The organism is Paraburkholderia hiiakae (genome assembly GCF_904848665.1).
Taxonomy (GTDB): domain Bacteria; phylum Pseudomonadota; class Gammaproteobacteria; order Burkholderiales; family Burkholderiaceae; genus Paraburkholderia; species Paraburkholderia hiiakae.
On the sequence record NZ_CAJHCQ010000007.1, the window covers coordinates 122,451 to 149,069 of the forward strand.

At 64.5% G+C, this 26,619-nt stretch carries 28 protein-coding genes, 1 tRNA gene and 1 pseudogene; 17 read left to right on the forward strand and 13 right to left on the reverse strand.

Features of this window, described 5'->3' with window-relative positions; genetic code table 11:
* Positions 1-212 precede the first annotated feature (212 nt).
* From rlmB to JMY28_RS15325, 4 genes are all read left to right on the forward strand, one after another.
* Positions 213-956, forward strand: coding sequence for a 23S rRNA (guanosine(2251)-2'-O)-methyltransferase RlmB (gene rlmB, locus JMY28_RS15310; protein WP_201696782.1), 744 nt, complete (start codon positions 213-215; stop codon positions 954-956).
* A 100-nt stretch (positions 957-1,056) separates the two neighbouring features.
* Positions 1,057-1,752, forward strand: coding sequence for a ribose-5-phosphate isomerase RpiA (rpiA, locus tag JMY28_RS15315; RefSeq protein WP_201696783.1), 696 nt, complete (start codon positions 1,057-1,059; stop codon positions 1,750-1,752).
* 814 nt (positions 1,753-2,566) lie between these two features.
* Complete coding sequence (locus JMY28_RS15320; RefSeq protein ID WP_201696784.1) at positions 2,567-3,160, forward strand: hypothetical protein; 594 nt, start codon at positions 2,567-2,569, stop codon at positions 3,158-3,160.
* A 72-nt stretch (positions 3,161-3,232) separates the two neighbouring features.
* The gene (locus tag JMY28_RS15325; RefSeq protein WP_201696785.1) at positions 3,233-3,844 is read left to right on the forward strand and encodes a hypothetical protein; all 612 of its coding nucleotides are present in this window, start codon (positions 3,233-3,235) and stop codon (positions 3,842-3,844) included.
* A gap of 258 nt (positions 3,845-4,102) precedes the next feature.
* On the opposite strand, the gene JMY28_RS15330 is transcribed toward JMY28_RS15325, so the two are convergent.
* Positions 4,103-4,837, reverse strand: a complete 735-nt coding sequence (locus JMY28_RS15330) for a Crp/Fnr family transcriptional regulator (protein WP_201696786.1) — start codon at positions 4,835-4,837, stop codon at positions 4,103-4,105.
* An 817-nt stretch (positions 4,838-5,654) separates the two neighbouring features.
* On the opposite strand from JMY28_RS15330, the gene JMY28_RS15335 reads away from it, so the two are divergent.
* From JMY28_RS15335 to JMY28_RS15345, 3 genes are all read left to right on the forward strand, one after another.
* Positions 5,655-7,214 (forward strand): mannose-1-phosphate guanylyltransferase/mannose-6-phosphate isomerase, encoded by a 1,560-nt coding sequence (locus tag JMY28_RS15335; RefSeq protein ID WP_201696787.1) that lies wholly within the window; start codon positions 5,655-5,657, stop codon positions 7,212-7,214.
* A gap of 384 nt (positions 7,215-7,598) precedes the next feature.
* A complete protein-coding gene (locus JMY28_RS15340) occupies positions 7,599-8,318 on the forward strand; it encodes a FadR/GntR family transcriptional regulator (RefSeq protein ID WP_201696788.1) in 720 nt (239 codons plus the stop codon).
* A gap of 179 nt (positions 8,319-8,497) precedes the next feature.
* Positions 8,498-9,475: a Gfo/Idh/MocA family protein gene (locus tag JMY28_RS15345; protein WP_201696789.1), complete on the forward strand. Its 978-nt coding sequence runs from the start codon at positions 8,498-8,500 to the stop codon at positions 9,473-9,475.
* Positions 9,476-9,558: 83 nt separating this feature from the next.
* On the opposite strand, the gene JMY28_RS15350 is transcribed toward JMY28_RS15345, so the two are convergent.
* From JMY28_RS15350 to JMY28_RS15380, 7 genes are all read right to left on the reverse strand, one after another.
* Entirely contained in the window at positions 9,559-10,218 is a 660-nt protein-coding gene (locus JMY28_RS15350; protein WP_201696790.1) for an amino acid ABC transporter permease, read from the reverse strand.
* 111 nt (positions 10,219-10,329) lie between these two features.
* Positions 10,330-11,127: a transporter substrate-binding domain-containing protein gene (locus JMY28_RS15355; protein ID WP_201696791.1), complete on the reverse strand. Its 798-nt coding sequence runs from the start codon at positions 11,125-11,127 to the stop codon at positions 10,330-10,332.
* Positions 11,128-11,210: 83 nt separating this feature from the next.
* A complete protein-coding gene (locus JMY28_RS15360; protein WP_201696792.1) occupies positions 11,211-12,245 on the reverse strand; it encodes a quinone-dependent dihydroorotate dehydrogenase in 1,035 nt (344 codons plus the stop codon).
* A gap of 79 nt (positions 12,246-12,324) precedes the next feature.
* Positions 12,325-13,089: an arginyltransferase gene (locus tag JMY28_RS15365; RefSeq protein ID WP_201696793.1), complete on the reverse strand. Its 765-nt coding sequence runs from the start codon at positions 13,087-13,089 to the stop codon at positions 12,325-12,327.
* A 284-nt stretch (positions 13,090-13,373) separates the two neighbouring features.
* Positions 13,374-14,138: a leucyl/phenylalanyl-tRNA--protein transferase gene (aat, locus tag JMY28_RS15370; RefSeq protein ID WP_201696794.1), complete on the reverse strand. Its 765-nt coding sequence runs from the start codon at positions 14,136-14,138 to the stop codon at positions 13,374-13,376.
* Positions 14,139-14,147: 9 nt separating this feature from the next.
* Positions 14,148-14,693, reverse strand: a complete 546-nt coding sequence (locus JMY28_RS15375; protein WP_110384546.1) for an NUDIX hydrolase — start codon at positions 14,691-14,693, stop codon at positions 14,148-14,150.
* A 184-nt stretch (positions 14,694-14,877) separates the two neighbouring features.
* Positions 14,878-14,954 (reverse strand) — tRNA-Met (locus tag JMY28_RS15380).
* Positions 14,955-15,173: 219 nt separating this feature from the next.
* Between JMY28_RS15380 and JMY28_RS15385 the strand changes: the two genes are divergently transcribed.
* The 5 genes from JMY28_RS15385 to JMY28_RS15405 all read left to right on the forward strand — a co-directional run bounded on the left by JMY28_RS15385 (position 15,174) and on the right by JMY28_RS15405 (position 18,467).
* The gene (locus tag JMY28_RS15385) at positions 15,174-15,671 is read left to right on the forward strand and encodes a heme-degrading domain-containing protein (RefSeq protein ID WP_201696795.1); all 498 of its coding nucleotides are present in this window, start codon (positions 15,174-15,176) and stop codon (positions 15,669-15,671) included.
* A gap of 4 nt (positions 15,672-15,675) precedes the next feature.
* Positions 15,676-16,023, forward strand: coding sequence for a DMT family transporter (locus JMY28_RS15390; RefSeq protein ID WP_201696796.1), 348 nt, complete (start codon positions 15,676-15,678; stop codon positions 16,021-16,023).
* A gap of 154 nt (positions 16,024-16,177) precedes the next feature.
* On the forward strand, positions 16,178-16,462 hold the full coding sequence (locus JMY28_RS15395) for a DUF1488 family protein (protein ID WP_201696797.1): 285 nt from the start codon (positions 16,178-16,180) through the stop codon (positions 16,460-16,462).
* Positions 16,463-16,525: 63 nt separating this feature from the next.
* Positions 16,526-17,236, forward strand: coding sequence for a TetR/AcrR family transcriptional regulator (locus JMY28_RS15400; protein ID WP_201696798.1), 711 nt, complete (start codon positions 16,526-16,528; stop codon positions 17,234-17,236).
* Between the two features lie 73 nt (positions 17,237-17,309).
* The gene (locus JMY28_RS15405) at positions 17,310-18,467 is read left to right on the forward strand and encodes an enoyl-CoA hydratase/isomerase family protein (protein WP_201696799.1); all 1,158 of its coding nucleotides are present in this window, start codon (positions 17,310-17,312) and stop codon (positions 18,465-18,467) included.
* Positions 18,468-18,560: 93 nt separating this feature from the next.
* Here JMY28_RS15405 and JMY28_RS15410 read toward each other — a convergent pair whose 3' ends face one another.
* Entirely contained in the window at positions 18,561-18,986 is a 426-nt protein-coding gene (locus JMY28_RS15410) for a hypothetical protein (protein ID WP_201696800.1), read from the reverse strand.
* A gap of 415 nt (positions 18,987-19,401) precedes the next feature.
* Here JMY28_RS15410 and ssuD point away from each other — a divergent pair, with 415 nt between their 5' ends.
* From ssuD to JMY28_RS15435, 5 genes and pseudogenes are all read left to right on the forward strand, one after another.
* A complete protein-coding gene (ssuD, locus tag JMY28_RS15415; protein WP_201696801.1) occupies positions 19,402-20,559 on the forward strand; it encodes an FMNH2-dependent alkanesulfonate monooxygenase in 1,158 nt (385 codons plus the stop codon).
* A gap of 35 nt (positions 20,560-20,594) precedes the next feature.
* The gene (ssuC, locus tag JMY28_RS15420; protein ID WP_201696802.1) at positions 20,595-21,452 is read left to right on the forward strand and encodes an aliphatic sulfonate ABC transporter permease SsuC; all 858 of its coding nucleotides are present in this window, start codon (positions 20,595-20,597) and stop codon (positions 21,450-21,452) included.
* Positions 21,449-22,279: pseudogene (locus tag JMY28_RS15425) on the forward strand (ATP-binding cassette domain-containing protein); the annotation flags it as partial. The gene ssuC and the pseudogene JMY28_RS15425, both read left to right, overlap by 4 nt.
* A 103-nt stretch (positions 22,280-22,382) precedes the next feature.
* Complete coding sequence (locus JMY28_RS15430) at positions 22,383-22,598, forward strand: TOBE domain-containing protein (protein ID WP_028204871.1); 216 nt, start codon at positions 22,383-22,385, stop codon at positions 22,596-22,598.
* An 87-nt stretch (positions 22,599-22,685) separates the two neighbouring features.
* Positions 22,686-22,925, forward strand: coding sequence for a DUF6566 family protein (locus JMY28_RS15435; protein ID WP_201696804.1), 240 nt, complete (start codon positions 22,686-22,688; stop codon positions 22,923-22,925).
* A gap of 5 nt (positions 22,926-22,930) precedes the next feature.
* Here the strand turns inward: JMY28_RS15435 and JMY28_RS15440 are convergent, their stop codons facing one another.
* The 4 genes from JMY28_RS15440 to JMY28_RS15455 all read right to left on the reverse strand — a co-directional run bounded on the left by JMY28_RS15440 (position 22,931) and on the right by JMY28_RS15455 (position 26,555).
* Positions 22,931-23,857 carry a DnaJ C-terminal domain-containing protein gene (locus JMY28_RS15440; protein ID WP_201696805.1) on the reverse strand — a complete coding sequence of 309 codons (927 nt, stop codon included), beginning with the start codon at positions 23,855-23,857 and terminating at the stop codon, positions 22,931-22,933.
* Between the two features lie 264 nt (positions 23,858-24,121).
* Complete coding sequence (locus JMY28_RS15445) at positions 24,122-25,318, reverse strand: site-specific integrase (protein WP_201696806.1); 1,197 nt, start codon at positions 25,316-25,318, stop codon at positions 24,122-24,124.
* The gene (locus tag JMY28_RS15450) at positions 25,290-25,517 is read right to left on the reverse strand and encodes a DUF4224 domain-containing protein (protein ID WP_201696807.1); all 228 of its coding nucleotides are present in this window, start codon (positions 25,515-25,517) and stop codon (positions 25,290-25,292) included. The genes JMY28_RS15445 and JMY28_RS15450 overlap by 29 nt, the downstream gene beginning before the upstream one ends.
* 15 nt (positions 25,518-25,532) lie before the next feature.
* A complete protein-coding gene (locus JMY28_RS15455; RefSeq protein ID WP_201696808.1) occupies positions 25,533-26,555 on the reverse strand; it encodes a hypothetical protein in 1,023 nt (340 codons plus the stop codon).
* Positions 26,556-26,619: the final 64 nt, after the last annotated feature.

A 26,619-nucleotide genomic window follows, 5' to 3' on the forward strand; every position in this document is an offset into this window, starting at 1 on the left:
CGTGCGGAGCGCCAAACGCGCTCCGTCGCCGTTATCTACCCGGGCCGCGCCGTCGTGCGCGTGCCCGGTTTTTTCACTTGCATGCCGCGTCGATTTTTGCCACATGGGCGCGCGGCTTGCACTCGCCGGACCGCACGACGCGGCCGGCTGACTATCGTTGCTGGCGGCGCTCTGTCTGCGCCGCAAAACGTTCATCAGGGGTTGTCTCAGTCATGTCACGTCTCAAGGTTCTTTACGGGTTTCATGCGGTGATCGCACGCTTGCGGCACGACGCGTCCACGGTCGAGGATGTCTACTACGATCCGACGCGCCGCGACCGCCGCATGCAGGACTTCCTGCACACCGCGAAGGAAGCGGGCGCGCGCGTGATCGCAGCCGACGAAACGCGCCTCTGGGGACTCGCGCACACGGAGCGCCACCAGGGTGTCGTCGCCCGCGTGCACGATCTGGCGCTCGCACAGAACCTCGCGGAGCTGCTCGACGGCATCCAGGGTTCGCCGCTGTTGCTCGTGCTCGACGGCGTGACCGATCCGCATAATCTCGGCGCGTGTCTGCGCGTGGCCGATGCGGCCGGCGCGCACGCGGTGATCGCTCCGCGCGACCGCGCCGTCGGTCTGAACGCCACGGCCGCGAAAGTGGCGAGCGGTGCCGCTGACACCGTGCCCTACATCACCGTGACGAACCTTGCGCGTGCACTGCGCGAACTCAAGGACGCGGGCGTGTGGGTGGTGGGGACCGCCGGCGACGCGAGCGCGGGCCTCTACGAGACGAAGCTCGATGGCCCCGTCGCGCTCGTGCTGGGCGCCGAAGGCGAGGGCATGCGCCGACTCACGCGCGAAACCTGCGACGTAGTCATGCAGATTCCGATGGCGGGCACGGTCGAGAGCCTGAACGTTTCCGTCGCTTCGGGGGTGTGTCTGTTCGAGGCGGTGCGCCAACGCTCGGCCGTGCGCTGATCAGCCATCGCGCGATCCTGCGAGATGCGGGCAGCCCGTGCCCGCATCTCCGGTAAACTATGCGTATTCCGCGTTTTCCTCCTCCTCGGGCTGTACTCCCATGACTCAAGACGAACTCAAGCAACTGGTCGGCCAGGCCGCCGCCGACTATGTCAATGCGAACGTGCAGGAAGGCGCCGTAATTGGCGTCGGCACGGGCTCCACCGCGAACTGCTTCATTGACGCCATCGCGGCGAGCAAGAGCCGCTACCGCGGCGCGGTGTCGAGCTCGGTCGCGACCACCGCGCGCCTCGAAGCGCACGGCTTCAAGATTTTCGACCTCAACGAGATCGAATCACTGCCCGTGTACGTGGACGGTGCCGATGAAATCGACGGCGCAGGCGCCATGATCAAGGGCGGCGGCGGCGCGCTCACGCGCGAGAAGATCGTCGCTTCGGTGGCGGACGTGTTCGTCTGCATCGCCGATGCGAGCAAGCGCGTCGACGTGCTCGGCCAGTTCCCGCTGCCCATCGAAGTCGTGCCGATGGCGCGCACGGCCATTGGCCGCCGCGTAACGGCGCTCGGCGGCGTGCCGGTGCTGCGCGTGCGGAAGGACGGATCGCCCTTTATCACCGACAACGGCAACGAGATCCTCGACGTGAAGGGCCTGAGCATTAGCGATCCGCGCACGCTCGAGGCGCACGTCAACGCATGGCCGGGCGTGGTGACGGTCGGTCTGTTCGCCACGCGCGGCGCGGACTTCTGTCTGCTTGGCGGTGAAACCGGCGTCGAGCGCGTCGAATACCGCAAGGCCTGAGCGGTCTCGCGCGAGCGGCACGTGCACCGGGCTTCTGCCTGCTTTTTCCTGTGCGTTGCCGCTCTTTTTGCCGGCGGCCCTGCGTGGGCCGCCGAACCGATAATCGCCATTAATCATTAAAAGAGCGCGATTTTCTGGATCTCGTTGTCTGCGCATCTATTTGACATTTCAATTCGCCTTTCAGTCATTTTTGAAAGAAAATCCGCGCATTCAAGGACATCTCTATTCACTACGTTGAGAACCGCACACAAAACGTGCGAATGACGTAGCAATAGTCTGACTGTCTGAGATATAAATTCACCGTCCGGCGACGTTATGCAAACGGTTCGCTAAAAGAGACGTCGAAAAGACCGGGCAGGGGAAGGGCAGCGCGCGAAAATGCGCAGCAGCCCGAGGATTTCTGTCAGGCGGGGCGTGAGAGTAGGTGGCGCTCGCCGCGCGGTACACGGGGAAATAATGACAACAGCAGGTGTTGGACGATTTGTATCGGACTACTATTTAACAGGGTCCGCGAAAAGCACAGGATTTTACGGGACATTCCTTTCCGTCTTCCGGATTTTCAATTCTGCATGAGCGCCTGATTTACGCGAGTACGTAAAGCGTAAGGGTGTCCTGCGCGCGATTTTTTAATCTGGTAACTCCGTCTAAACGGTCTTCCCGATATCGGGCTGGTCCGCGGGGATATTCGCGCGCCGTAAATGCAGTGATTTTATAAACATTGCAATTGAAATCGTGTTAAATGCGCCCGCGCTATCAGGGGGAGTGCGCGCACATTCATCCAACGTTCCCCTGCTTTATCAGGAAGACCACAATCATGAAGAAGATTCAGGCCATTTCGCTCGCCGCCATGCTCGCTCTCGGTTCGGCTGCCGCATTTGCAGGCGGTGCCGGCGGTGTGGGCGCGCCGTCGTCCTCCACCACGTCGGCGGTGGGCGCAGCGGGCGTCGGCTTTGGCGCAACGGCACTCACGTCGAACTCGACCTCGTCGGTCAACGGCGGCTTCACCTCGGCGTTGACGGTGCCGGGCCATATCGACGCCACCGTGTCGCAAGGCAACCAGTCATTCTCGAACGCGAGCCTCACGTTCGGTTCGAGCTACACGACGCAAAACGGCAACTCGCAAACCTACGGCCAGACGGCTAACGGCTACGTCGGCCAGACCGGCACGACGACCACGAACCAGAATTCGTCCACGCTCGGCTTCACGAGCGCCACGCAGTCGGGTTCGCAGAACTTCAATTCGTCGGTGATCAACGCGTCGTTCGACGGTTCGAGCGGCAGCTACGGCGGCTCGGGTTTCACGTCGAACGCGACCGCGAACGGCACCGGCACGGCCAACGCGGATGGCGGCGTTGGCATCGTCGCAGCGGGCGGCTCGGGTTCGCTCACGGGCGGTATGCACTGGTAATCCGAACGGGTCAGCCGTTCACTAGCGCGTCGGAAAGGGGGCGCTGCCCCCGTTCCGTTCACGGAGAGAAGAATGAGCAAGCTGAAACAAAAAATCGCCGTTGCCGGGGTGTTGCTGTTTGCAGGCGCCGCGTGGGCGCAAACCACGCCGACGATGACGTCGGGGACCACGTCCACGTCGAGCCAGACGAGCACCGTTTCCAATACCGTCGTGCTGCCGAGCGGCGGCGCGTCGGACGTGACGTATCACGGCTCTTACGATGTGCGCACGACGCCCACGGTCTATGCACCTGCCTTGACGGCCTCGGTGACCGAGACCTGCTGGGGCAGTATTTCCGCTGCGGTATCGGTGGTGGGCGTGGGCGCGACGGCCGCGGGCACCATCAAGGATATGGACTGCAACAAGCGCCTGAATGCAGCTGTGGCATGGCGCATGGACCGCAAGGACATTGCGTTCAACATCATGTGTCAGGAAGACGACTTCCGCGAAGCTGCGGCGCTGACCGATCATCCCTGCGGCGACAATCGCAAGGTCGCGAAGAACGATGGCGCGCCCGTGCAATTGCGTAACGCCGACACGAGCCCGGATCCGAAGGTTCAGGAGCCGACCGACCCGTTCGTGCGCGAACGCGAGCACCTGCCTGCGTTGCCGCTTGCGCAGGCGCTCGTGCCTTCGGCCCGTTGAATCCCGCAAGGCTGAAGAGAAGAGGGCGCGCTCCTGTTCTCTCCAGCTCAAGCGGCAAGACGCAATTGCTTCGGCATCCTGTTTGTTCTTGTTGCCTCCGAACTTGCGTGAACGATTCCACGAAGGCGCAGGGAGAACGAACAAGCGCGAACAAGCGCGAACAGGCGCGCAAAAGCGTGCCGCTACGGGCACGCTCTGTTCGGGGACGACTTGAAAACGAGCTCGCGGCGCGAAACGCAAGCGCACGCGACTATGTGCTCACTCGACCGTTTCCGGCTGGTGCAGACGTGGCAGCAGCCGGTCGAATTCGCGGCGCACGAGCCCGTAGCACTCGCAGGCGCGGGCTTCGAGACCTTCGCGATCGAGCACACGAATGTGGCCGCGGCTGTGATGGATCAGGCCTTCGTCGTGCAGCTTGCCTGCCGCTTCGGTAATGCCTTCGCGGCGCACGCCGAGCATGTCGGCGATCAACTGCTGCGTGACATTGAGGTCGTTGGAAGCCACGCGGTCCACTTCGATCAGAAGCCAGCGGCACAGCTGCTTGTTGAGCGAATGGTGACGATTGCACGCGGCGGTCTGTGCGACCTGCGTGAGCAGCGCGTGCATATAGAGCAGCATGAGGCGGCGCAGGAAGTCCGAGCGCGCAAACTGTTGTTTGAGGGCTTGCGCGCTCATGCGATAAGCGAAGCCCGCGCATTGCACCTGTACGCGGTTCGGCATCGTTTCGCCGCCGGTGAGCACGGGCACGCCCGTCATGCCTTCGCGGCCGACCGCCGCGATTTCGACCGAGCTGCCGTCCTCCATCGTCGAAAGCAGCGAGACGATCGCCGTCGTCGGAAAGTACACGTGATGAATGCGCTGGCCAGAGTCGCAGATCAACTGTTCGGTGCGCAGATGAACGAGTTCGAGATGCGGGGCGAGAGCCTGCCATTCATGCGACGGGAGGGCGCCCAGCAAATGGTTGCCGTGAAGATCGGATTGAAGGGTTAACATGACTGGTCCTCGTGCGAAGCGGCGCGAGCCGCCTCCTGTTTTTTGATTCCGTTCGCCGAACTCGTTGTTGTTTGCCGTTTCCCGTGCGGCTTCTGTGTTCGTCGTGCCGGCCCCATAGTCCCGCTTGTTCGTGCTCTTTCCTGCTGGTTCCTGCTTGTGCCTGCAGTGTCCCGCTCGGTTCTGCCTGGTCCCGCTCGCTTGCGCTTGTTTGCGCGGTATCGTTCGTCCGCGTCTGCGCTCGTGTGGCAATCTCTCTTTAGCAGGGTGTGTGCCAGTTGGTGCGAAATCACGCATTCAAGCGGCTGAGCGAGAGTCGGCCATGCGGCAGCGCGGCGAAACGCCGCATTTTTGTTTCAGTTTTGTACGGCGACTTTGCGGGCCGCCGCGCCGCGTATCCCCCTTTTTCAAGCTGCAAGCCGATGATTCGATTGAATTATTTCCCTCGCTGACGGGGTGATTCAGAAATGGCTCCTGGTTGAAACATGCATCCAGGGGCGACGCGGGCTGCGGTCCAAAAAACAAGCGTTTTTGATTCAGTTCTGTTGCAACGCAGACGTAGCCGGCGAAAAAGCGCTCGGCGCCGAAACGTCGCGCGTGAAGGGCTTTGCCGCGCAGTCGCCCGGGCGCATGCGATCAGTGTGGGTATGCGTACAGATTGGCATGCCGAGGTTTGTTCCAATGAGGTCCGGAAAAGGTCTCAAGGATTCGTGAGGCTTGAGAGGTCCGGGAGGCGCGTGACGCTTCGGGCGAGCCCGCCGGCAGGCAGGCGCGGCGTTCGTCAACGTGACCCGACGTATTTCAACGGGGAGCTCACTGCATGAACCAGCTCGTGACGCCAGCCGGCTTGATCGCCGCAGCCAATGAACCCGAAGTCGCGCTCATCGTTCAGCCTGTGGTGCTGGCCGGGGGCTCGGGCACGCGGCTTTGGCCGCTTTCGCGCGAGCATTGTCCGAAGCAGCTGATCGATCTGCTCGACGGCGAGTCGCTGCTCGAAGCCACCATCCGGCGGCTCGACGGCGTGTATGCCCAGGCGGGCGCGGCAGTCCGCAAGGCCGCGCCTGTTGTCGTGAGCAGCGAGGAACTGAGGCTCATGACCGTCGACCGGCTCTGCCGCAGCGGCATGTCCGCGCGCGTCGTGCTCGAACCGGTCGCGCGCAACACGGCCCCGGCTCTCACGGTGGCGGCGCTGGCGGCGCGTGCCGGGCACGAGGCGGTATCGGCCCGCGACGGCGCCGGTGTCGTATGCGACAGCGATCCGGTGCTCATCGCCATGCCGGCCGACCACCTGATCGCCGATCGCGCGGCGTTTGCCGCCGCGCTCGAAGAAGCGGTGGGCTACGCGGCGCGCGGCGCGGTCGTCACGCTGGGCGTGCCGCCGCAGCGCGCGGAAACCGGTTACGGGTACATCGGCGCGGGGGCGGCGCTCGGCGCCAGCGGCGCGCGGGTGATCGAGCGTTTCGTGGAAAAGCCGGGCGCCGAACTCGCGGCGAGTTATGTGGCCTCCGGCGACTACCTCTGGAATAGCGGCATTTTCGTGGTCCGCGCATCGGTTTGGCTCGCCGCGATCGCGCATTGCCGGCCGGCCATCGCGGCGCAATGCGCGGCGGCGTTCGAGGCGGCCGTGGTCGACGCCGACGGCACTGTGCATCTGGATGCCGCGGCGCTCGCAGTGTGCCCGTCCGATTCGATCGACTACGCGGTGATGGAGTCGCTGGGCGCCAACGCGCGGCTCGCGGGCGTGGTCGTACCGCTCGTGGCTGGCTGGTCCGACGTGGGCGCGTGGGACGCGGTGTGGCAAGTGTCGAACAAGGACGCGAACGGCAACGTGGCGCGCGGGCGCGTCATGTTCGAAGACGTGACCGACACGTTCGCGCACTCGGACGGACGGCTCGTTGCCTGCGTGGGCGTGCACGGCGTGGTAGTGGTCGAAACGGCCGACGCGGTCCTCGTCGCGGCGAGGGATCGCGTGCAGGACGTGAAGGCGATCGTCGGCAAGCTCAGGCAGGAGCGCAGCGCGGTCGCGCAGCATCACCGGCGCGTGGAGCGGCCGTGGGGCTGCTACGACTCGCTCGATCAGGGCGAACGCTTCCAGGTCAAGCGCATCGTCGTGAAGCCGGGCGGGCGGCTGTCGCTGCAGATGCATCATCACCGCGCGGAGCACTGGACCGTGGTGCGCGGCACGGCGCGTGTCACGCGCGGCGAGGAGGTTTTCCTGCTTTCGGAAAACGAATCGACCTACATTCCGCTAGGTGTGAAGCACCGGCTGGAGAATCCGGGCAAGACGCCGCTCGAGATCATCGAGGTGCAGTCGGGCGGCTATCTGGGCGAGGACGACATCGTGCGCTTCGACGATGAGTACGGGCGGATACAACGTTGAATGAGCGCAACGTTGAAAAGCACGACGTCGGGCCGCGCGCGAAAAGCGTACACAGAAGAAACATGCACGCCGGCATCCCTGCATATGCACAGCCAGGGACTGCCTATTGATGCAACGCGGATTTAAGGCGAATTGAAGGCGTGTCGATTGAAGTAAGTGGGCGGTCCATACGATCGCCTTACAAAAACAGCAGCGCAAGGGCCGACGTAACACGCGTAGATACGAACAATACGCATTGTGCGCAAGCATCATGTCAGGAGATATCCTGGCTGGCGAATTATGCGAAGCGCATGGCAACGTAACACCTAAGTTCGACGACGCACGAGGGCCCGCGCAGTATCCGGCAAACATGGGCGATAACGCCCACATCGGGGGGGTAGGGTCATGGAACTGGGGAACAAGGAACGATCGCTCGTCAGCAAGGTGATGGACGGGCTGATTGCAGGCATCGTCGAGGAGCGCTATGGCGCAGTGCTGCCTCCGCAGGACATCCTCTCAAAGGAGTTCGACGTGAGCCGCACGGTGATGCGCGAAGCGCTCTCCATGCTGCTCGCGCGCCACATGCTCGACGTGCGGCCGAAAATAGGCACGCGCATCCGGCCCATGCGCGACTGGCGCATGATCGACGAGGACGTCGTGAACTGGCGTTTCCGGTCGAAACCGGACAAGACGTTTTTGCGCGACGTGATCGAATTTCGCGGCCTGATCGAACCGGCGGCGTGCGCGCTCGCGGCCACGCGTGCCAGCGCGGCGGAGATTGCCGGCATTCGCGAGGCGTTCGAAGTGCTGAGCCAGACGAGCACCGACGATCCGAATTTCCAGACTGCCGACGCGCTTTTGCACACGCGCATCCTCGCGGCGAGCGGGAATCAGTTTTATCAGCAGATGGCGGCGATCATTCGCGGCGCACTTTCGCTCGTGAATCCGATTCTCAGCACGCGTGACGGGGGCTGGAACAATGTCGTGGCGGCGCATGGGCGCATCGTCGAAGCGATCGAGCGGCGTGCGCCGAAAGAGGCCGAAGCGGCCGCGCTTGCGATGATCGAATACACCGCCGACGAACTTACTCGCGCGCTCGCGCCCGAGGCGTTGGAGCAGCGCTAAGGCCGTTTGCAGCGCCGATTCGCTCACATCAGTCCGCCTGGCTGCGCGCGGATTGATGCGAGCGCATTGCGGCGCGCTGCGCGGGCCGGTATCGTGCGTGTCTTTGGGTGCGCCGCGCGTGGCATACGTTATGCACACCGTGCGGCGGCCCTCGACCTCACAGCCGGAGCACGCAGCACATGAGCGAAACACAAACGATACGTTGGGGCATCGTCGGCGCGGGCCGCATTGCGCACCGCTTCGCGCAGGGCGTCGCGCACGTCGCGCATGCACGCGTCGAAGCGGTCTGGTCGCGGCGCGCGACGACTGCCCAGGCGCTTGCCGCCACCTGCGGCGCGAAGGCGTGCGAGAGCGTGGATGCGCTCTTCGCGAGCGGCATCGACGCCGTCTATATCGCCACGATCCAGGACAGTCACGCCCATTACGCGATTGCCGCGCTCGAAGCCGGACTGCCCGTGCTGTGCGAAAAACCCGCCACCGTGAACGGCGCGCAGCTCGAACGCGTGCTCGAAGCGGCGCGCCGCGCGCAGCGCCTCTTCATGGAGGCGATGAAGCCGCCGTTCTATCCCCTCTATCGAAAGTTGCGAGCGCAACTAGACGCCGATCCCATCGGTCCAGTCGGGCTCGTGCGCGCGGGCTGTTCAGTCGCCAGTGTGCCCGCCGACCATCCTTCGCTTTCGTTCGAGCAAGCGGGTGGGGCGCTGCTCGACATCGGCGTGTACGAGATGTTTCTCGCCGTCGACTGGCTCGGCGCGCCGCGTGAGGTGCAGACTGTCGGGCGCCTCGGCTCGACGGGTGTGGACACCTTCGCGAGCCTCAACTGCCAGCATGAGCACGGCATTGCGCAGCTGTTCTGCGGGCTCGATCTGCACGGCTATGGCGACGCGCTGCTGGCGGGGCCGCTCGGCAACGTGACGATCCACGCGAACTGGTGGAATCCGGCGCGTGCGACGGTGCGTTATGTGGATGGCCGCGTCGTTGAACTCGACGAGCCGTTCGAGGGCGGCGGCCTCAACTACGAGACCGCGCACTTCTGCGAATTGCTGCGCGCGGGCGCGCTCGAAAGCCCGGTGATGACGCACGACACCTCGCGCCGCATGCTCGCCATGGCCGACGCCGCGCGCGCGGCGCTCGGACTGCGTTTTCCCTGCGAATGAAGCATCAGGAAGCCGCCTGAAAACAAAACGGCCCGCATGTGCGGGCCGTGTATGAAAACGCGCGTGAGGTCAGGGACGCAAAGTCAGTGACGCGAAGGCAGCGCGAGCCTTTTTTCGTACCAGTGCTGTACCCATTCGAGGACCTGGCAGAGCACCCAGTAAATGGCGGCCGCCGCCAGATAGAGCGGCAGCGGCTGATACGTCGAGGCGATGATTTCCTGCGCACTGCGCAGCAGCTCCGTCACGGTGATGACCGAAACGAGCGACGTGTCCTTGATCAGACTGATGAGGCTGTTCGAGAGACTCGGCACGGCGATGCGCAACGCTTGCGGCGCGATCACGTAGCGCAGCGTCTGGGTGCGCGAGAGGCCGAGGCTATAAGCCGCGAGCCACTGTCCGCTATGAATGCCGAGAATCGCGCCACGCATGCTCTCCGAGAGATATGCCGCCACGTTCGCGGAAAGCGCGATCACGCCCGCAGGCGTCGGGTCGAGCGAAATGCCGATGCTCGGCAATCCGTAGTAAATGACGAAGATCTGCACGAGCAGCGGTGTGCCGCGCATCAGGCTCACATACACGCGCGCGATGAACACAAGCGCGCGGTTCGAGCTGATGCCCATGAGCGCGAGCACGGCGCCGCCGATGAGCCCGAAGATCATCGAAAACACGGCGAACTTGACCGTCAGCACCGCGCCCTGTGCGAGCACCGGCAGCGACTGGATGATGAGCGTATAGATGGGCATGGGCGTAGGTAACGAGGTGGAGTGGCGCGTTTTGCAATGGACGCACATGTGCGAAGGGCGGCATCGTGCGATGCCGCCCTTCGCGTCAACCGGACTGAGCGTCCCTCAGGATCATTGCGCGATCGGCTTGGTCACGTCGATGCCGAACCACTTGTCCGAGATCTTCGTGAAGGTGCCATCGGCTTCGAGCTGCGTCATCGCGTCGTCGATCGCCTTGGCGAACTTCGGATTGCCCTTCTTGAACGGGATCGCCGACGGGTTGCCGGCACCGACGATCGCGCCCGTGCGCAGCGGCAGTTGCGAGTTCTTCAGCAGATAAGCGAGCATCAGGCGGTCGTTGAGCGCCGCGTCGAGACGGTTCGCCGCGAGGTCGCGAAGATACTCGGGCGCACCCGGATAAGTCTTCACATCGATGCCCGGCACCGACTTGGCCATGTCCATGTAGTTGGTGCCGAGACCGACGCCGAGCTTCTTGCCCTTCAGGTCGTCGAGCGTCTTGAACTGGCGCGTGTCGTCCTTGCGCTGGATGAGCTGTGCGGCCGAATACGTGTAGGCCGGCGAGAAGTCGAGCACGGCCTTGCGCTGATCGGTTACGCCGACCTGGTTCACGATCACGTCGAACTTGCCGGCCTGCAGGCCCGCGATGATGCCGCTCCATTCGGTCGTGACGAATTCGGGCTTGAGGCCCATTTTCGCGGCCACAGCCTTCGCGATGTCGACGTCATAGCCGACCAGCTCGCCGCTGGGCGCCTTCGAGTTGAACGGGGGGAACGTGCCTTCGATACCGATGCGCAGCGTGCCGCGCGCCTTGGCCTGATCGAGCAGGTCATCGGCGTGGGCGCTGGCCGCGACGAACGATGCGCCAACGATTGCAAGTGCAAGGAGTTTTTTCAGCAAACCGGATTTCATGTTTTCCTCTTGTTCTGCTGCTGCGATTCTAGTGCTAGTGCACAGCGCCTCCGATGCGCCATGACTAGCGTGCCACTATAGCTTTATGCGCGGCCCGAGGCCAGCGCCCGCGCACATTCGGCGACGAGCGCCGGGCCCCGGTAGATGAAGCCCGTATACACCTGCACGAGCGAGGCGCCGGCCGCGATCTTCTCGCGCGCGTCGTCGCCCGAAAAAATCCCGCCCACGCCGATGATCGGCACGTCGCCGCCCAACTCGGCGCGCAGCTTTCGGATCACGTTGTTCGAGGCGTCGAACACCGGGCGTCCCGAGAGGCCGCCTGTCTCGTTCGCATTTGGCATGCCTTCCACCGCCGCGCGCGAGAGCGTGGTGTTGGTCGCGATCACGCCTTCGATCTTGTGGCGCAGCAGCGTGTCGGCGATTTCCTTGACCTGCTCGTCGTCCAGATCGGGCGCGATCTTGAGCGCGAGCGGCACGAGCTTGCCGTGCATGTCGGCCAGACGCTGCTGCTTGTCCTTGAGCGCGGCGAGGAGGGCGTCGAGTTCACCGCCGCCTTGCAGCTGGCGCAGGTTCTTCGTGTTCGGCGACGAGATATTGATCGTCACGTAGCTCGCGAACGGATAGACGCGCTCGAGGCAGAAGAGATAATCGTCGGCGGCGCGCTCGATCGGCGTGTCGGCGTTCTTGCCGATATTCAGCCCGAGAATGCCGCGATAGCGCGCGGCCTGTACGTTCTTCACGAACTGCTCGACGCCGTGATTGTTGAACCCCATGCGGTTGATGATGCCGCCCGCCTGCGGCAGCCGGAAAATGCGCGGGCGCGGATTGCCCGGCTGCGGGCGCGGCGTCACGGTGCCCACCTCGATGAAGCCGAAGCCAAGCGCGGCGAAACCGTCGATCGCGGCGCCTTCCTTGTCGAGGCCCGCGGCGAGCCCCACAGGATTGCGGAAGGTGAGGCCCATGACGGTGCGCGGCGAATCGGGCACGCGCGGGGCGAAGAGGCCAGCCATGCCGGTGCGGCCGGCGGCGCCGATCATGCGCAGCGAGAGGTGATGGGCGTCTTCGGCGTCCATGCGAAAGAGCTGGTCGCGGACGAACGGATAAAGGGTGCTGAACACGGGAAGAAGGCGCGGGCGCCAGAAAATGGGAACCCGCTATTTTAGCGGTAACACGAGCCCGGGGCGACGCGCCGGGGGCTCAGGCTTCGGGCGTGAGTGCGGCCCATGCGCCGTCGAAGAGGCCTTCGAGCGGCTGGAAGCGCGCCTTGTACGCCATTTTCGGGCTCTCGCGGATCCAGTAGCCGAGATACACGTAAGGCAGCTGAAGGCTACGGGCCTGCTCGATCTGCCAGAGAATGTTGTACGTGCCGTAGCTCGTGTGGACCGTATCGGGGTCGAAGAACGTGTAGACCGAGGAGAGTCCGTCGCCGAGGATGTCGATCATGCTGACCATGCACAGCGCGCCGGGCTCATCCGGATGCGCGGGGTCCGGCTCGCGGAATTCGACCAGCCGTGAATTGATCCGGCTTTGCAGCAGGAACTGCTCGTACTGATCGCGGCTGTCGCGGTCCATACCGCCGCCCGCGTGGCGCGCGGACTGATAGCGCATGTAGAGCGCGTAGTGCGCCTCGTCGTAGTGCAGCGGCGCGACCGTGGCGACGAGCGCGCCATGGCGCTTCCACGCGCGGCGCTGCGTGCGGTTCGGCGTGAAGTGCTCGACCGGCACGCGGACCGGTACGCACGCGCGGCAACCGTCGCAGTATGGGCGATAGGTGAACACGCCCGAGCGCCGGAAGCCGGCCTTCACGAGATCGGTATAGACGTCGGAATTGATGAGATGACTGGGCGTTGCCACCTGCGAGCGCGCGATGCGCCCCTCCAGGTAACTGCAGGGGTAGGGCGCCGTTGCATAGAATTGCAGCGCGGAAAGCGGTGAAAGCGGCAGCTCGTTTGGATGCGTCACGTTGGCAGCTCTCGTAGCAGTTCGGATCGTCGCGTGGCGCGCGCGGGGCGCACCCAGCCTCGCGCGTAAGCCTTGCCAGACCACACTGCGCGCCGCACGGGGCGTGCCAGCGAGTTTGCCTAAGAAGGTGGCTGCGAAGGTGCCTGGAAGGCGGCGACGGGTTCTCTATTCAGTCTAACATTGACGCCGAACATGTATCCATCGAATTGCGCGGGCTGTGGCAAGCGCGCACGCGGGGGATCATGCGCCGCTCATGTGCCACTCATTTGCGGCTCACCGGTAATTCACGCAGCGGGTAAGAACTCGTCGGGCGTGCCACGTCCGCCGAGCAGATCGACGAGCACGGCTTTGTCGAATTTCCAGGGAATGGGCGCGGCATTCACATGCGTGCGCACATGGGCGATGAATGCCTTGCGCGAGATCTCGCGGCCGCCGAGCGAGGCGAGATGCGCGGTGTTCTGCTGGCAATCGATCAACTCGACGCCGTGGCGGCGCAGATGCGCGACGAGTGCCGCGAGCGCGATCTTCGAGGCGTCGGTGACGGAGGCGAACATCGATTCGCCGAAGAACATCGTGCCGAGCGCCACGCCGTAGAGCCCACCCACGCGCTCGCCGCCGAACCAGGCTTCGATGCTGTGCGCGTCGCCCACACGGTGCAGGGTGGAATAGGCGTCGATTACGTCGCCTGTGATCCAGGTGCCGCGCTGGCCGCGTCGCGGCGCATTCGCGCACGCGCGCATCACCGCGGCGAAATTATTGTCGACGCGAATTTCCCACGCGCCCTCGCGCAGCACGCGCTTGAGCGTTTTCCTGAACGACGGCGAGACCTTGAACTCGTCGGGGCGCAGGATCATACGCGGGTCGGGGCTCCACCAGAGCACCGGCTGACCGTCGGAGTACCACGGGAAAATGCCGCGCCGGTAGGCGTCGATCAGGCGCGAGGGGAGCAGATCCGCGCTGGCGGCGAGCAGACCCGGCGCGCCGCTCGACGCGCCGAGCGCGCGCTCGACGGAGGGAAACGGTTCGTCGGGCGAAAGCCAGGGGACCATCGTCGCGGGTCAGCCGTCGCGCAGCGAGCGCAGGACGTCGCCGGTGTGCAGCCCGAAGCTGCCCGACTGGCGATCGGCGAAGAAGCAGCGCAACGTCTGCCCGACCGTTGGGAACGCAATGTCATCCCAGGGAATCTCGTGTTCTTCGAAGAGCCGCACTTCGAGGCTTTCCTCACCGGCTGCGATATCGATGTCGAGCAGGCGCGCGAGATAGAACAGATGCACCTGGTGCACGCGCGGCACGTTCAGGAGCGAAAAGAGGTTCTGCACCTCGACGCGCGCACCGGCTTCTTCCAGCGTTTCGCGCGCCGCGGCTTCGGCGGTTGTCTCACCCATCTCCATGAAGCCGGCGGGCAGCGTCCAGTACCCGTAGCGCGGCTCGATCGCGCGGCGGCACAACAACACCTTGTCTTCCCAGACCGGAACCGTACCGACCACGTTGCGCGGATTCTGATAGTGGATGGTGCCGCAGTGTGAGCAGACGTAGCGTTCGCGATTGTCGCCGGGCGGAATGAGCAGGCTGACCGCCTGACCGCAAGTCGAGCAGAATTTCATGGGCACGATAGGGGGATGGGTGATGCGAGTTTATCACCGCTCAGTATCGTCGCTCATGCGCTCGCAGGGAAAAGGCAAGAACGCGGCGTCGTGACGGCGCGTCGCGCAGTGCAGGCCGCGCAGTTAGAGCCGTAAACGGAAAAAGGGTTACAGGTCGGTGACCTGTAACCCTTTCGAATTCTGCTGGTTGCGGGGGTAGGATTTGAACCTACGACCTTCGGGTTATGAGCCCGACGAGCTGCCAGACTGCTCCACCCCGCGTCCGTCGAAGAAAAGATTATATGACAGTTCGCGCCGCGTTGCAACAACAAATGACGACCGCCTTTCCAGGCGTTTGCAAAATGTTCGCAGGACGCGCGTGCAATGGCTTCTGGGGCCATCAGGATAGAATCGGGGCTCGGTCGGCGCAGTGCACGCTCTTCGCAACGTTCACGCTGCGCCGTGGCTTTTCATGCGCACCGCGCTTCACACGCATCTTCCATGGACATTCCCCTCGATCTGCAATCGATCGCCGCGCAGGAGCACGCGCTGGTGTTTCCCCGTTTCGACGCCGATCGCGCCTGGCAGCTCGGCGCGCATCTGCATGAACTCGCGCGTGCCCGGGCGCTGCCCGTCGCCGTCGACGTGCGCACCTTCGGCCAGCAGCTCTTCTTCTGCGCGCTCGATGGCGCGACGCCCGACAACGCCGACTGGGTGCGCCGCAAGTCACGCGTGGTCGAGCACTTTCGACGCAGTTCCTACGCGATCGGCTTGCGCATGCAGCAAACCGGCACGACGCTCGCTGAGAAGCACGGTTTGCCCATCACCGATTTCGCGCCGCATGGCGGCTCGTTCCCGCTCACGGTGGCGGGTGCGGGCGTGATTGGCTCTGTTACGGTCTCGGGCCTGCCGCAGCGCGCCGATCATGAATTGGTCGTCGAAGCGCTTTGCGCGCAACTCGACGTCGACTACGCGCAACTCGCGCTCGCGAAGGTCTAACACGATGCGCCTTCCCGATTTCTCTGCCTGGACCTGGCTCGTCATCGCGATCGTCGCGGAAGTCATCGCCACTTCTGCGCTACGCGCCTCGGATGGCTTCACGCGGCTCGCGCCCTCGGCGATCGTCGTGGTGGGGTATGGCATCGCGTTCTACGGGCTTTCGCTGACGTTGCGCAGTTTGCCGGTGGGCATCGTCTACGCGGTGTGGTCGGGCGTGGGCATCGTGCTCATCACGCTCGTGGCGATGGCGCTCTATCGACAGGTGCCCGATCTTCCGGCCGTGCTCGGGCTCGGCCTCATCGTGGCCGGCGTGGTCGTGCTGAATCTGTTCTCGAAGATGCAGGCGCACTGAAAGCTGGCGGCGCTGCGGCCATCATGTTGGCCGCAGCAGTGGGCACATTCGCGCCAGACATCGTGCCTCGCGCGTAACATGGCCGGTTACCGCCGGGTGCCGCGTCGTCCTCCGGCGGCAGTGCTTTCTGCTGATTTTCCCCTTGGGGCTGGACATGATCATTCGTTTTCCCGCCGACGCGCCGCTCTATCGCGACGCCAATCTGACCGTGGTCTTTCCCGCACTCGTCGACGGCGCACGCGTACCGTGCGCGATTTCCGTCGAAGCGCTCGAGGACCATTTCGGCGCGCTCCCCGCAAACCGTGACGCCTGGATGCAGGCGTTCGACGCCGGCCGTCCGCGCATCGAGGCCGTGGCACGCGCCCATCTCGAACTCAGCAACGGCACGCCGGTGCTGCTCAAGAGCGGTCACTTTCCGCCCGGACGCCTGGATTCGTAGTGCAGAGCACGCCCGCTCGGGCGTCACTGGAATTTCCGGTTACGGCAAGCGCCAGGCGTCCTCATGGGAATCGTCGAACGCAAAAATCGCGGACTGCCCGCAAGGCACGCAGCGCGCGCCCACGACCAGCGCGAGCGCATTCTCGACGCTGCGCGCCGCATCGCCACGCGTGATGGCCTCGGCGCGCTCTCGATGCGCAAGATCGCCGACGCGATCGGCTATTCGCCCGCGTCGCTCTACCTGTATTTCGCCGGCCGCGACGAGATTGCTGAGGCGCTCGGTCAAGAGGGTTACGCGCAACTGCTCGCGCAATTCGAACCTCTCACATTGATCCCCGATGCGCGCGAGCGGCTTCACGCGCTCGCGCACGCATACGTGGCCTATGGCTGCGACCATCCGCAGACCTACGGACTCATCTTTATGGCGCGCAAGGCGCGCCCGGAGCGTGTGGGGCCGGCCGCCCGCCGTCAGAGCGACGCGCCTGACGCGGTTGATGAGCCCGATGGGGGCGCCGCGCTTGCCAGCGGCGCGCAGCTCTTTGCCGCCACGCTGTCCGCGCTCACGCCGGCGAGCGGGGCGCGTATCGACAGCGCCACGCTTGCGCAGTCGCTGTGGGCAACGCTGCACGGCGTGGTGATGCTCACGCTCGCGCGCGCCGGCTTTCAGGACGCCGCGCCCGGTCCGTTGATCGACGCCACGCTCGATGCCTGGTTCGGCACGCGCGACGCTGCGGCTACGTCGTCGACCGTGCAAGCGCCTGGTGTAGCGACGTGATAGCCTCAGGAAGGGTGTGGATCGCGCCTTGCCCGGTCCAAACGCCGTTTATCGATTCGTCTTGCCAATCGCCATGTCACACGAAGCCAACGCAAGCCCGACCTCAGCCGAACCCGACGCGCACGTGCTCACACGCGTAGCGAACTGCATCGGCTATATCGAACTCGAGCGTCCGCAGGCGCTCAATGCGCTCACCACCGCCATGGTCCGCACGATGCACGCGGCGCTCGATCGCTGGCGCGACGACCCCGGCGTGCTCGCAGTGATCGTGCGCACGCGCCACGCGCGCGCGTTCTGCGCTGGCGGTGACATTCGCTCTCTGTACGAGTCGTACCGCGCGGGCGATCAGGCGGCGCTCGACACGTTCTTCTGCGACGAATATCGGCTGAACCACGCCATCTTCACCTTTCCGAAGCCGTACATCGCGATGCTCAACGGCGTGGTCATGGGCGGCGGCATGGGCATCTCTCAGGGCGCGCATCGCACGGGCGGGCTGCGGCTCGTGGGACCGACCACGCGCATGGCGATGCCCGAGACGCGCATTGGCCTTTTTCCCGATGTCGGCATGGGCTGGTTCCTTGCGCGCACGCCTGGCGCGATCGGCCGGTATCTCGCGGTGACGGGCGAGACGCTCGATCAGGCTAGCGCGGTCTATGCGGGTCTAGCCGATGCGTCGCTCGACGAGGCCGCGTGGCCCGCGCTGCTCGATGCGCTCGAGAGCGAGCCGTTTGCGAGCGGCGCGGAAGTGGTCGCGCGCATCCGCGAGGCGGCGCTGCCCGCGCCCGAGTTGCAGCGCGTGGCCGAAGGTTCGTCGCTGGCCACGGCTCGCGGCTGGATCGATCGCCATTTCTCGCTCGCCGATGTGCCCGCCATGCTGGTTTCGCTCGAAGCCGCGCAGCGTGCGGGCGAAGGCGCGCAAGCCGAATGGGCTGGGCAGATGGTGGAGGTTCTGCGCGAGCGTTCGCCGCTTTCGATGGCGGTGTCCCTAGAGGTCGTGTCGCGCGCGGAAGGCACGATGGCCGACTGCCTGAGCCGCGACCTCGACCTCACGCGCTCGAGCTTCGCGATGGGCGACGTGATGGAGGGCATACGTGCCCGCATTATCGACAAGGACAATTATCCGCACTGGCGCTTCGAGAATATCGAGGACGTGCGCCGCGAAGACGTCGAGCGGATGTTCGAGAGGCCCTGGAGCTTGACGGATCATCCGCTGCGCGAACTCATTGGTTGAGTTGACTAGCGCGGGAACAGCGCGGGAGAAGGGGGAGGGAAAAGCGCGGCGGTAAAAGGCGGGCCGCGCAGCGCGCACGGCCCGCAGGCGGGGTCAATCTTCAGCCGTTTCGCTCATGAACGCGCGCATGAAAACGAGCGCGCCCCAGCCCCACATCGCGTTCGACGCGAAGCCCGTGGCAAGCCGCGGCAGCATATTGCCGCTCGGCCAGATGCCGCGCAACGGATCGACGACGAACACCATCGCCGCGGTGAGCACGATGCCGCCGAACACGAAGGCCTGAACCCACGGCGCGGGCCGCGAAGGCGACACGCGCAGCAGCCACGCCATCAGTACGGCCCAGATGGCGCTCCAGATCGCGTTCACGAGGAACTCGGGCAGCCCGAGCGGCAGGAACGGGTCCGTCGAAAATCCGGCCGCGTCGGTGACCTGGGCGGCATGCAGGAGCGCGAGCGTCGCCTCGCGAAAGAAGAGCGACGCCAGAAAGCCGGAAACGAACGGCAGAATCAGTTTTTGCATGGAATCTTGCGAGAGCTTGCTTGGCCTCACCGCGCAATGAGCCTTATGGAGCGTTCTGCGCGCGGCATGCCGGTGTTTTTGTGGGTGCGTGCGTCACATTATATCGGCGCGCCGTGCGCGCGAGGCGCACCGTATGCTAAAGCGTCGGGCAAAGCACGAAAGTGGAAAACCTAAGCTCAAAAAAATCGTTCTAAAGGGCGAGGGCCGTCCCTAGACTGATTCCCCATGAAGACGGCGCCGGCGCCGGCGTCGCCGGGCGCTGCGCGAGGCGCACCGGGGAACGCGCCGGCGCGATCCATGAGCTGTCGAATCCTTTCAATTGAGCCATGAGCGGCGCGTCCGTTTGCGCGGCGCGCCTGCGCGCGTCTGCAGCAATTTGCGCCCCGTGTTTCGAAATTCCAGGCAGGAGCAACGCATGAATGTGTTCTGGTTCATCCCGACCCACGGCGACAGCCGCTATCTGGGCACGACCCAGGGCGCGCGCGCAGCCGATCTCGCATACTTCCAGCAGATCGCGGTCGCCGCCGATACGCTCGGCTACGAGGGCGTCCTGCTGCCCACGGGCCGCTCGTGCGAGGACGCGTGGGTCGTGGCGTCGAGCCTCATCGCCGCGACGCGGCGCCTGAAGTTTCTCGTGGCGATCCGCCCGGGTCTATCGTCGCCGGCGCTTAGCGCGCGCATGGCCGCCACTTTCGACCGGCTTTCCAATGGGCGCTTGCTCATCAATGTCGTGACGGGCGGCGATACGGCCGAACTGGAAGGCGATGGCCTCTTCGTCGATCACGACACGCGCTACGAAATCACCGACGAGTTCCTGCACATCTGGCGCAAGCTGCTCGCGGCATCGCACACGAACGAGGCGATCGATTTCGAAGGGCAGCATCTGCGCTCGGTAGGCGGCAAGGTGCTGTACCCGCCGGTACAGCACCCCCATCCGCCGCTGTGGTTCGGCGGCTCTTCGCCGGCTGCGCACGCCATGGCGGGCGCGCACATCGACACCTATCTGACGTGGGGCGAGCCGCCCGAAGCCGTCGCGCGCAAGATAGCCGACATTCGCGCGCGTGCGGCTGAGAACGGGCGCACGATTCGCTTCGGTATCCGCCTGCATGTGATCGTGCGCGAGACCGAGGAGGAAGCATGGGCCGCAGCGGACAAGCTCATCAGCCATCTCGACGACGAGACGGTTGCGCGCGCCCAGGCTGCCTTCGCGAAGATGGATTCGGAGGGCCAGCGCCGCATGGCGGCGCTGCACGGTGGCAAGCGCGGCACGCGCAAGGATCTCGAGGTGTATCCGAACCTGTGGGCGGGTGTGGGTCTCGTGCGCGGGGGCGCGGGCACGGCGCTCGTCGGCAATCCTGAACAGGTGGCCGCGCTCATGAAGGAATATGCGGAGCTTGGCATCGAGACGTTCATTTTGTCCGGCTATCCGCATCTAGAGGAATCCTACCGGTTTGCGGAACTCGTGTTCCCGCTGCTGCCGGGGCGAACCGCAAAGGGCGCGGGCGGCCCGCTTTCGGGGCCGTTCGGCGAAGTGGTCGGCAATCACTATCTGCCGAAAGTGAGCCAGAGCTGAGGCGCTGGAGAAAGGCAATCGTGGAGGACGCAACGATGACGCAATCCGTAGTAACGGCCGCACCTACGCGCGGTTCCGCTAGCCCAGGCGGCGCGCTGCGCGTGGCGCGGGCATTCGTGCGGGCGAGCCGGCGCCGGCTCGCGCCCTGGCTCGTGCCGCTGGCGGTGTTGGTGATCTGGGAAATCGCCGCAAAGAGCGGCGCGCTCTCGACGCGTGTGTTGCCCGAGCCTCTCGCGGTGCTGCGGGCCGCCTGGTCGCTGATTGAGTCGGGCGAGATGTGGGCAGACGTGCGTGTGAGCACCTGGCGCGCGCTTTCGGGTTTCGCGATCGGCGGCGGCATCGGGCTCGTGCTTGGGTTGGCTACCGGGCTTTTCAAGCCCGTCGAGACGGCGCTCGATTCGACCGTGCAGATGGTCCGCAATATTCCGGCGCTCGCCATGATTCCGCTCGTGATTCTGTGGTTCGGCATTGGTGAGGAAGCGAAGGTATTTCTCGTGGCGCTGGGCGTGTTTTTTCCCGTGTACGTAAATACGTTCCACGGCATCCGCTCGGTGGACGCCAATCTCGTCGAGATGGCGCGCAGCTACGGGCTCAAGGGCTTCTCGCTCTATCGCGAAGTGATACTGCCGGGGGCGTTGCCGTCGATTCTCGTTGGCGTGCGCTTTGCGCTCGGCCTGATGTGGGTGACGCTGATCGTGGCCGAAACGATCTCCGCGCAGTCGGGCATCGGATATATGACGATGAACGCGCGCGAATTCCTGCAAACCGACGTGGTGGTAGTCGGCATCCTGCTTTATGCGGCGCTCGGCAAACTCGCCGACTGGCTTGCGAAGTCGCTCGAACGCGTGGCGCTGCGCTGGCATCCCGCTTATCAACAGGAGAACGAAGCATGAGCGTGAGCCAGGTGGCGCCGAATTACGGCACAGGGCGGGACGGCTTCGAACGCGAGCCGGCGCGCGAACGCAACGGCAGGACGCAAGTTGCGCGTGAGGGCGCGGCATTGCGCACGAATACGCATGGTGCGGACGCCGCCGTTGCACTACGCGGCGTGGGAAAGCGCTACGGCGAGCGTGCCGTGCTGAACGGCTTCGACCTTGCGATCGAGCGCGGCAGTTTTGTCTCGATCGTCGGACGCAGCGGTTGCGGGAAGTCCACGCTGCTGCGCCTGATCGCAGGGCTCGAAACGCCGGACGAGGGCGAGGTGGGGCGGCGCGGCGCAGGTGGCGCGGCGCTAGATACGCGCATCATGTTTCAGGACGCACGCCTGTTGCCATGGAAGACCGTGTTGCAGAACGTGATGCTCGGTCTCGGACGTCGCGCGCGCGACGACGCCCGCGCGGTGCTCGACGACGTGGGCCTGCTCGCGCGCGCCGACGAGTGGCCCGCGCGCCTCTCGGGCGGCCAGCGGCAGCGCGTGGCGCTCGCCCGCGCTCTGGTGCATCGTCCGAGCCTGTTGCTGCTCGACGAGCCGCTCGGAGCGCTCGACGCGCTCACGCGCATCGAGATGCATGCGCTGATCGAGCGACTGTGGCGCGAGCATCGCTTCACCGCGCTGCTGGTGACGCATGACGTGCACGAAGCCGTCGCGCTGGGCGACCGCATTTTGCTCGTCGAGGCGGGGCGCATCGCGCTCGATCAGACCGTGCCGCTGGAGCGCCCGCGTGCGCGCGTCGACGCACGCTTCGCTGCGCTCGAGGAGAGCGTGCTGCAGCGCGTGCTCGGCCACGGCGCGTAGCAAACCACCGCGCGGCCTTCGGGTGGCGCGGCTTGAATCATTTATCAGGAATCCTCTTTTTTAAACTCGAACTCACGGAGCCGAACCTATGAGCATTACTGCCATTAACGTGCGCAACCAGTTTCGCGGCAAGATCAAGGAGATCATTCGCGGGCCCGTCGTATCGGAAGTCGATGTCGACACGGCGTTCGGCATCGTGACCTCGGTGATCACCACGCGCTCGATCGACGAACTCGAGTTGAAAGTGGGATCGGAAGTGGTCGCGCTGGTGAAGTCCACCGAGGTGTCGATCGCGCGCCTGTGAAGCGGATCGCGCGTCGGCGCCGCCTGCGAGTCACGCAGGGTAGAAGTGCTAGCATGAACCGTCAGTACAAGACGGAAAGAGGCGATCATGGAGCCGAAGGGCATCGACATGGGCGACTACCAGGAGCGCTACAAGGACTACGACATCGAAGTCGCGGTCGAGCAGGTGCTCACGGGCGTGAAGGCGCACTTTCGCGTGCTGAAGGACGAGACGGTCGTGGAGGACTGGCAGCTCGTGCATATCACGCGACTCTGGTCCACCGAGCACGCGGCGGCCCAGGCGGGGTTCGAAGCCGCGCGTGCGTGGATCGATGCGCGCGGCGCGTAGGCGCGCTAACGTTTGCCCTGCGAGCCGGAGGTAGGCGACTGGCTGGCTCGGCGCTCTGCGTCGGCGAACATGTCGCGTAGTTGCTGGCGCTCGGCGCCGGTCAGATACGCGGCGGCGGCCGGCATGCTGAGCACCAGGTGCAGCGTGAGGTTGCCGCGCGTGCCGTTGCGCTCCGCGAGCCCGAGGCCGGGTAGACGGATTGGCGCGCGCGAATTCGCGTTCGCCGGAATCTTCACTTCGATCGTGCGGCCGAGGACCTTCGCCTGAACGCCGCCGCCCAACATGGCCGTCACGAAGTCGATCTGAAGCTCGCAGGCGAGATCGAGCCCGTTGCGGGTAAAGCCCGGGCCGCAAACGATGGAAACGGAGAAAGTGGCGTCTCCGGGCGGCCCGCCACTCAAGCCGGGATGGCCACCGCCTGGCACCACCAGGCGCTGGCCGTCCCATGCCCCGCGAGGAATCTCGACGACTTGCGATTTGCGCCATGTCTTCACGCCCGTGCCATGACACTGCTCGCAAAGTGCGCCGCGATCTTCTGGCTCGCACGCCGGACACGGACCTTTGACAGGGTAGTGGGCTTGAACGCCGCCGCCATCGAGCGCGACTTCGAGCGGCACGAATAGCTCGACGAGGCAGTTTGCGCCGCGCATGGGCGGCGCCGCGCGGCGTTGTGGCGGCGGCGCTTCTCCAGCGCGGGTTTTGCTGGCCGAGCTTGCGGCGCCAGTTGTCCTGGCTGTTGGCGCGACGCGCCTGCCACTCAGAATCTCGAAGGCTTCCTGAATGAGCTTGAAAACCGGCTCAACCGCTGCCTCGCGCCCCTTGTTGCGGTCGGGGTGGTACTTCGCCCGCAGTTGACGGTAGGCGCGCTTGATCTCTGCCGGCGACGCAGTCTCCGGCAGTTGCAGCCGCCTGTAGTATTCGTCGAAGCTCAAAGGCGTTCCTGGGTGTCTCTCGTGCACAGACGCAAAAAAGCCCGCAACGAGTGCGGGCTTTTTTGTTCACTGCTGAATTCTTTGGGGTGGCTGATGGGACTCGAACCCACGACAACAGGAATCACAATCGAGTCGTCGAACAGCCAATTCAGGTTAGAAATCAAAGCCCTGTGATTTCGATTTCGGAATATATCCCCTTTTATCGCCCCAGCACTGGCGTGGGTTTGCAGGGAGGCGTTCCGAAAAACTTGCGGCATTTTACCCTCATTCAGTAGCGCTGGCGCGCCTCACTTTCCGGCGGTCGTAGTGCTTGTGTGTCGTGCTCGGATTGGCGTGAGCGGCGAAGTCATAGGCATCGGCGTCGCGCGCTTCGAGCTTCGCGGTAATGGCGGCCGGGCGAACGTCCGAGAGGGCGAAATACGCCGGATGCTCGACGAGCTTCAGCGCAACGTCATCCGCCTTTTCGCCGCGGCGCTGCGCGGCCTCGCGCTTGCACTTCGCCTCAAATTCGCGCGCGATCGCCGGATCGAACTCGCCGATGTATGCATACATCGCGTCCTGCCACACCGAGGTCCAACCGCTTTTCGAATATGCCTGGCCGCGCCGGTTCGGGAACAGGTAGATGCTCGCCACCTTGCGGTCACGCTTCGCGCGCTCGACGACAGTCCGAAGGCGCATAGACCACTCGCGCAGCTTGACCGTCTGAGCCTCGCCTTTCTTCCGCTTCGCCGAGATGACGCGCACGCCGGCTTCGGTCAGGCCCGACATATGGAACGGCCGCACTTCTGCCGCGCGAAAGCCGGTGAGGTAGGTGAACATGGCCGCGACGCCCATCGTCCGGTATGCCTGCGGCTGCCGCACGGCCCATAGGTAGAACGGAACGATCTCTGCTTTCGTGACTGTGCGTACGTCAGGATCGCCCTGGTTGAGCATCATGCCGACGAACGGATTAATTTTGATCAGCCCCCAACGGATCCAGTAGTTGCACATGGTCTGCATCAGCGCCAATTCTTTGTTGGCGCCCATCGGCGCACCGGCGGCGGCGCGCGCGTCGAGATACTGGTAGCCGTGGATCGTCTCCAGCCGCGCGGGCGCCATCTTGCCAAAGAAGCGCGTCAGCTTCTCGTAATAGGACTCGCGCACATACTTGCCGTCGCGGGACTGATCGCGAAAGTGGTTCACGTCGTATTCAGTGCGGAAGCGGTCGATCGCGTCGGCGACCGATCCTGCGATGATCTGTCCTTCCTGTACGTCGACGGCGCGCCGCTTCGCACGGCGCTCCGCTTCGTGGATCGCCGCGCGATCGCCGCGCACCGCAGTTTCGAATGTCTCGCTGCGACCGTCGGGGAACTTGTACCAGAAAGACACTTTGCGTACGCCGGTGCGCTTGTACAGCCGGTCGATTCCGGTGGGTTCGTTCTTGCCGGCGGATTTAGGCGAATGCCTGGAGGTTCGGCCCATTGTCATATTTCGTTGCTTTGGTGTCGGTGCTGAGTCCAAGCTTCAGGTCGCGGAACGCGCGTGCGACCTTGGGAATGCCGTTGCGGTCGATGACGTACTTCCAGCGGTTGTCGGCCAGCCAGTTGATCATCATCGTGCGCTGGTTCGACTTGCAGCCGATGAGGTCTGCGAGTTCGGTTGAGGTCAGGTAGTCGCTCATCGTTTGCTCCATCTGCTAATTGCCTCGGGCGTTTCGGTCTCCGTCTATGGGAGTGCGGTTACCTTGATCGGAGGGATGGGCGGCGAGCACTCTGTTCAGCACGGCCATGATGCTTTCGTCTCCGCACCAGTCATCAGGCTCCAGACAATCGATGACCTTCTGAATGTCGGCGCGCTGCTCATCCGTTAGCGCCGCCCCGGCTTGCGGTACTGCCGCGCGGATTCCATCGTCGATGTCGCACGAGTCCTCAGGGCAGCAAACGCCGTCACGGTTGCCTGCGAGGCAGACATCGCCGCCGTTCTGGCAGTGGCTCTTTGCTGGGCGGCGGTCGGCGAGCTGGGATTCTTGCCACGCATTCAAGCGGATCCAGTCGTTGCGCAGTCGCCCAATATCGAACCTCCAAACAAGAGCCATTTGGTCAGGGATGGGCAACGGCTGCTGCTTGCAATACGCTTCCGTCAGACGCTTCACTGAGGTTTCGATACTCCGATCGCCGTGCTTCATCGGGTCTTCGCCATCGGGAGCATTCAGCAGCGGCGCTACCGCAGCAGGGGCGACGGGAGCGGCGTCTTTGAGCATTTCACGCAAAGCTGCCTTTTCCTGCTCGGCTGTTTCGAGCGCGTTTCCCGAGTCAAATACGCCACCGACGAGCGACCATGCGGACGCGAAGACCTGCGCTTGCTCCATGATCGCGTCGATGGTCTTTTCGGTGTCCCGCTCCCTGCGCTCGATCCAATCGGCCTTATCGTCATAGTCGGTGTTATCCCAAATCGCGCCGATGCCGCCGCATTCCGAGCATCCGCCACCGAGGGTGCAGTTCAAGACGTTGCTGAACGGATAGTGGCCGACATCACGGCCGTCCTCGGTTTCGTGGCAACCCGAGCAGGTGCGCCAGAAGCCATCGCCGTTCTTCATCTGTTCCTCGACGCCCAGCAACTCGACCGGTACGGCTGGCGCTTGCGCTGCATCGGAAGGGAGCGCCGCGCTGACGGCGCGAGTGTGTATGCGTGCGGGAGCACTGAGTTGATTCGTATCCATCGATTCCTCGTTATCAGATATTTGTTCTCGCACTTGAGTGCATCATTCAGAAACTGACATTCGA

Coding starts and splice junctions, on each gene's coding strand:
- rlmB (WP_201696782.1), top strand. CDS start 213: ATGTCACGTCTCAAGGTTCTTTACGGGTTTCATGCGGTGATCGCACGC.
- rpiA (WP_201696783.1), top strand. CDS start 1,057: ATGACTCAAGACGAACTCAAGCAACTGGTCGGCCAGGCCGCCGCCGAC.
- JMY28_RS15320 (WP_201696784.1), top strand. CDS start 2,567: ATGAAGAAGATTCAGGCCATTTCGCTCGCCGCCATGCTCGCTCTCGGT.
- JMY28_RS15325 (WP_201696785.1), top strand. CDS start 3,233: ATGAGCAAGCTGAAACAAAAAATCGCCGTTGCCGGGGTGTTGCTGTTT.
- JMY28_RS15330 (WP_201696786.1), bottom strand. CDS start 4,837: ATGTTAACCCTTCAATCCGATCTTCACGGCAACCATTTGCTGGGCGCC.
- JMY28_RS15335 (WP_201696787.1), top strand. CDS start 5,655: ATGAACCAGCTCGTGACGCCAGCCGGCTTGATCGCCGCAGCCAATGAA.
- JMY28_RS15340 (WP_201696788.1), top strand. CDS start 7,599: ATGGAACTGGGGAACAAGGAACGATCGCTCGTCAGCAAGGTGATGGAC.
- JMY28_RS15345 (WP_201696789.1), top strand. CDS start 8,498: ATGAGCGAAACACAAACGATACGTTGGGGCATCGTCGGCGCGGGCCGC.
- JMY28_RS15350 (WP_201696790.1), bottom strand. CDS start 10,218: ATGCCCATCTATACGCTCATCATCCAGTCGCTGCCGGTGCTCGCACAG.
- JMY28_RS15355 (WP_201696791.1), bottom strand. CDS start 11,127: ATGAAATCCGGTTTGCTGAAAAAACTCCTTGCACTTGCAATCGTTGGC.
- aat (WP_201696794.1), bottom strand. CDS start 14,138: ATGGTCCCCTGGCTTTCGCCCGACGAACCGTTTCCCTCCGTCGAGCGC.
- JMY28_RS15375 (WP_110384546.1), bottom strand. CDS start 14,693: ATGAAATTCTGCTCGACTTGCGGTCAGGCGGTCAGCCTGCTCATTCCG.
- JMY28_RS15385 (WP_201696795.1), top strand. CDS start 15,174: ATGGACATTCCCCTCGATCTGCAATCGATCGCCGCGCAGGAGCACGCG.
- JMY28_RS15390 (WP_201696796.1), top strand. CDS start 15,676: ATGCGCCTTCCCGATTTCTCTGCCTGGACCTGGCTCGTCATCGCGATC.
- JMY28_RS15395 (WP_201696797.1), top strand. CDS start 16,178: ATGATCATTCGTTTTCCCGCCGACGCGCCGCTCTATCGCGACGCCAAT.
- JMY28_RS15400 (WP_201696798.1), top strand. CDS start 16,526: ATGGGAATCGTCGAACGCAAAAATCGCGGACTGCCCGCAAGGCACGCA.
- JMY28_RS15405 (WP_201696799.1), top strand. CDS start 17,310: ATGTCACACGAAGCCAACGCAAGCCCGACCTCAGCCGAACCCGACGCG.
- JMY28_RS15410 (WP_201696800.1), bottom strand. CDS start 18,986: ATGCAAAAACTGATTCTGCCGTTCGTTTCCGGCTTTCTGGCGTCGCTC.
- ssuD (WP_201696801.1), top strand. CDS start 19,402: ATGAATGTGTTCTGGTTCATCCCGACCCACGGCGACAGCCGCTATCTG.
- ssuC (WP_201696802.1), top strand. CDS start 20,595: ATGACGCAATCCGTAGTAACGGCCGCACCTACGCGCGGTTCCGCTAGC.
- JMY28_RS15430 (WP_028204871.1), top strand. CDS start 22,383: ATGAGCATTACTGCCATTAACGTGCGCAACCAGTTTCGCGGCAAGATC.
- JMY28_RS15435 (WP_201696804.1), top strand. CDS start 22,686: ATGGAGCCGAAGGGCATCGACATGGGCGACTACCAGGAGCGCTACAAG.
- JMY28_RS15445 (WP_201696806.1), bottom strand. CDS start 25,318: ATGGGCCGAACCTCCAGGCATTCGCCTAAATCCGCCGGCAAGAACGAA.
- JMY28_RS15450 (WP_201696807.1), bottom strand. CDS start 25,517: ATGAGCGACTACCTGACCTCAACCGAACTCGCAGACCTCATCGGCTGC.
- JMY28_RS15455 (WP_201696808.1), bottom strand. CDS start 26,555: ATGGATACGAATCAACTCAGTGCTCCCGCACGCATACACACTCGCGCC.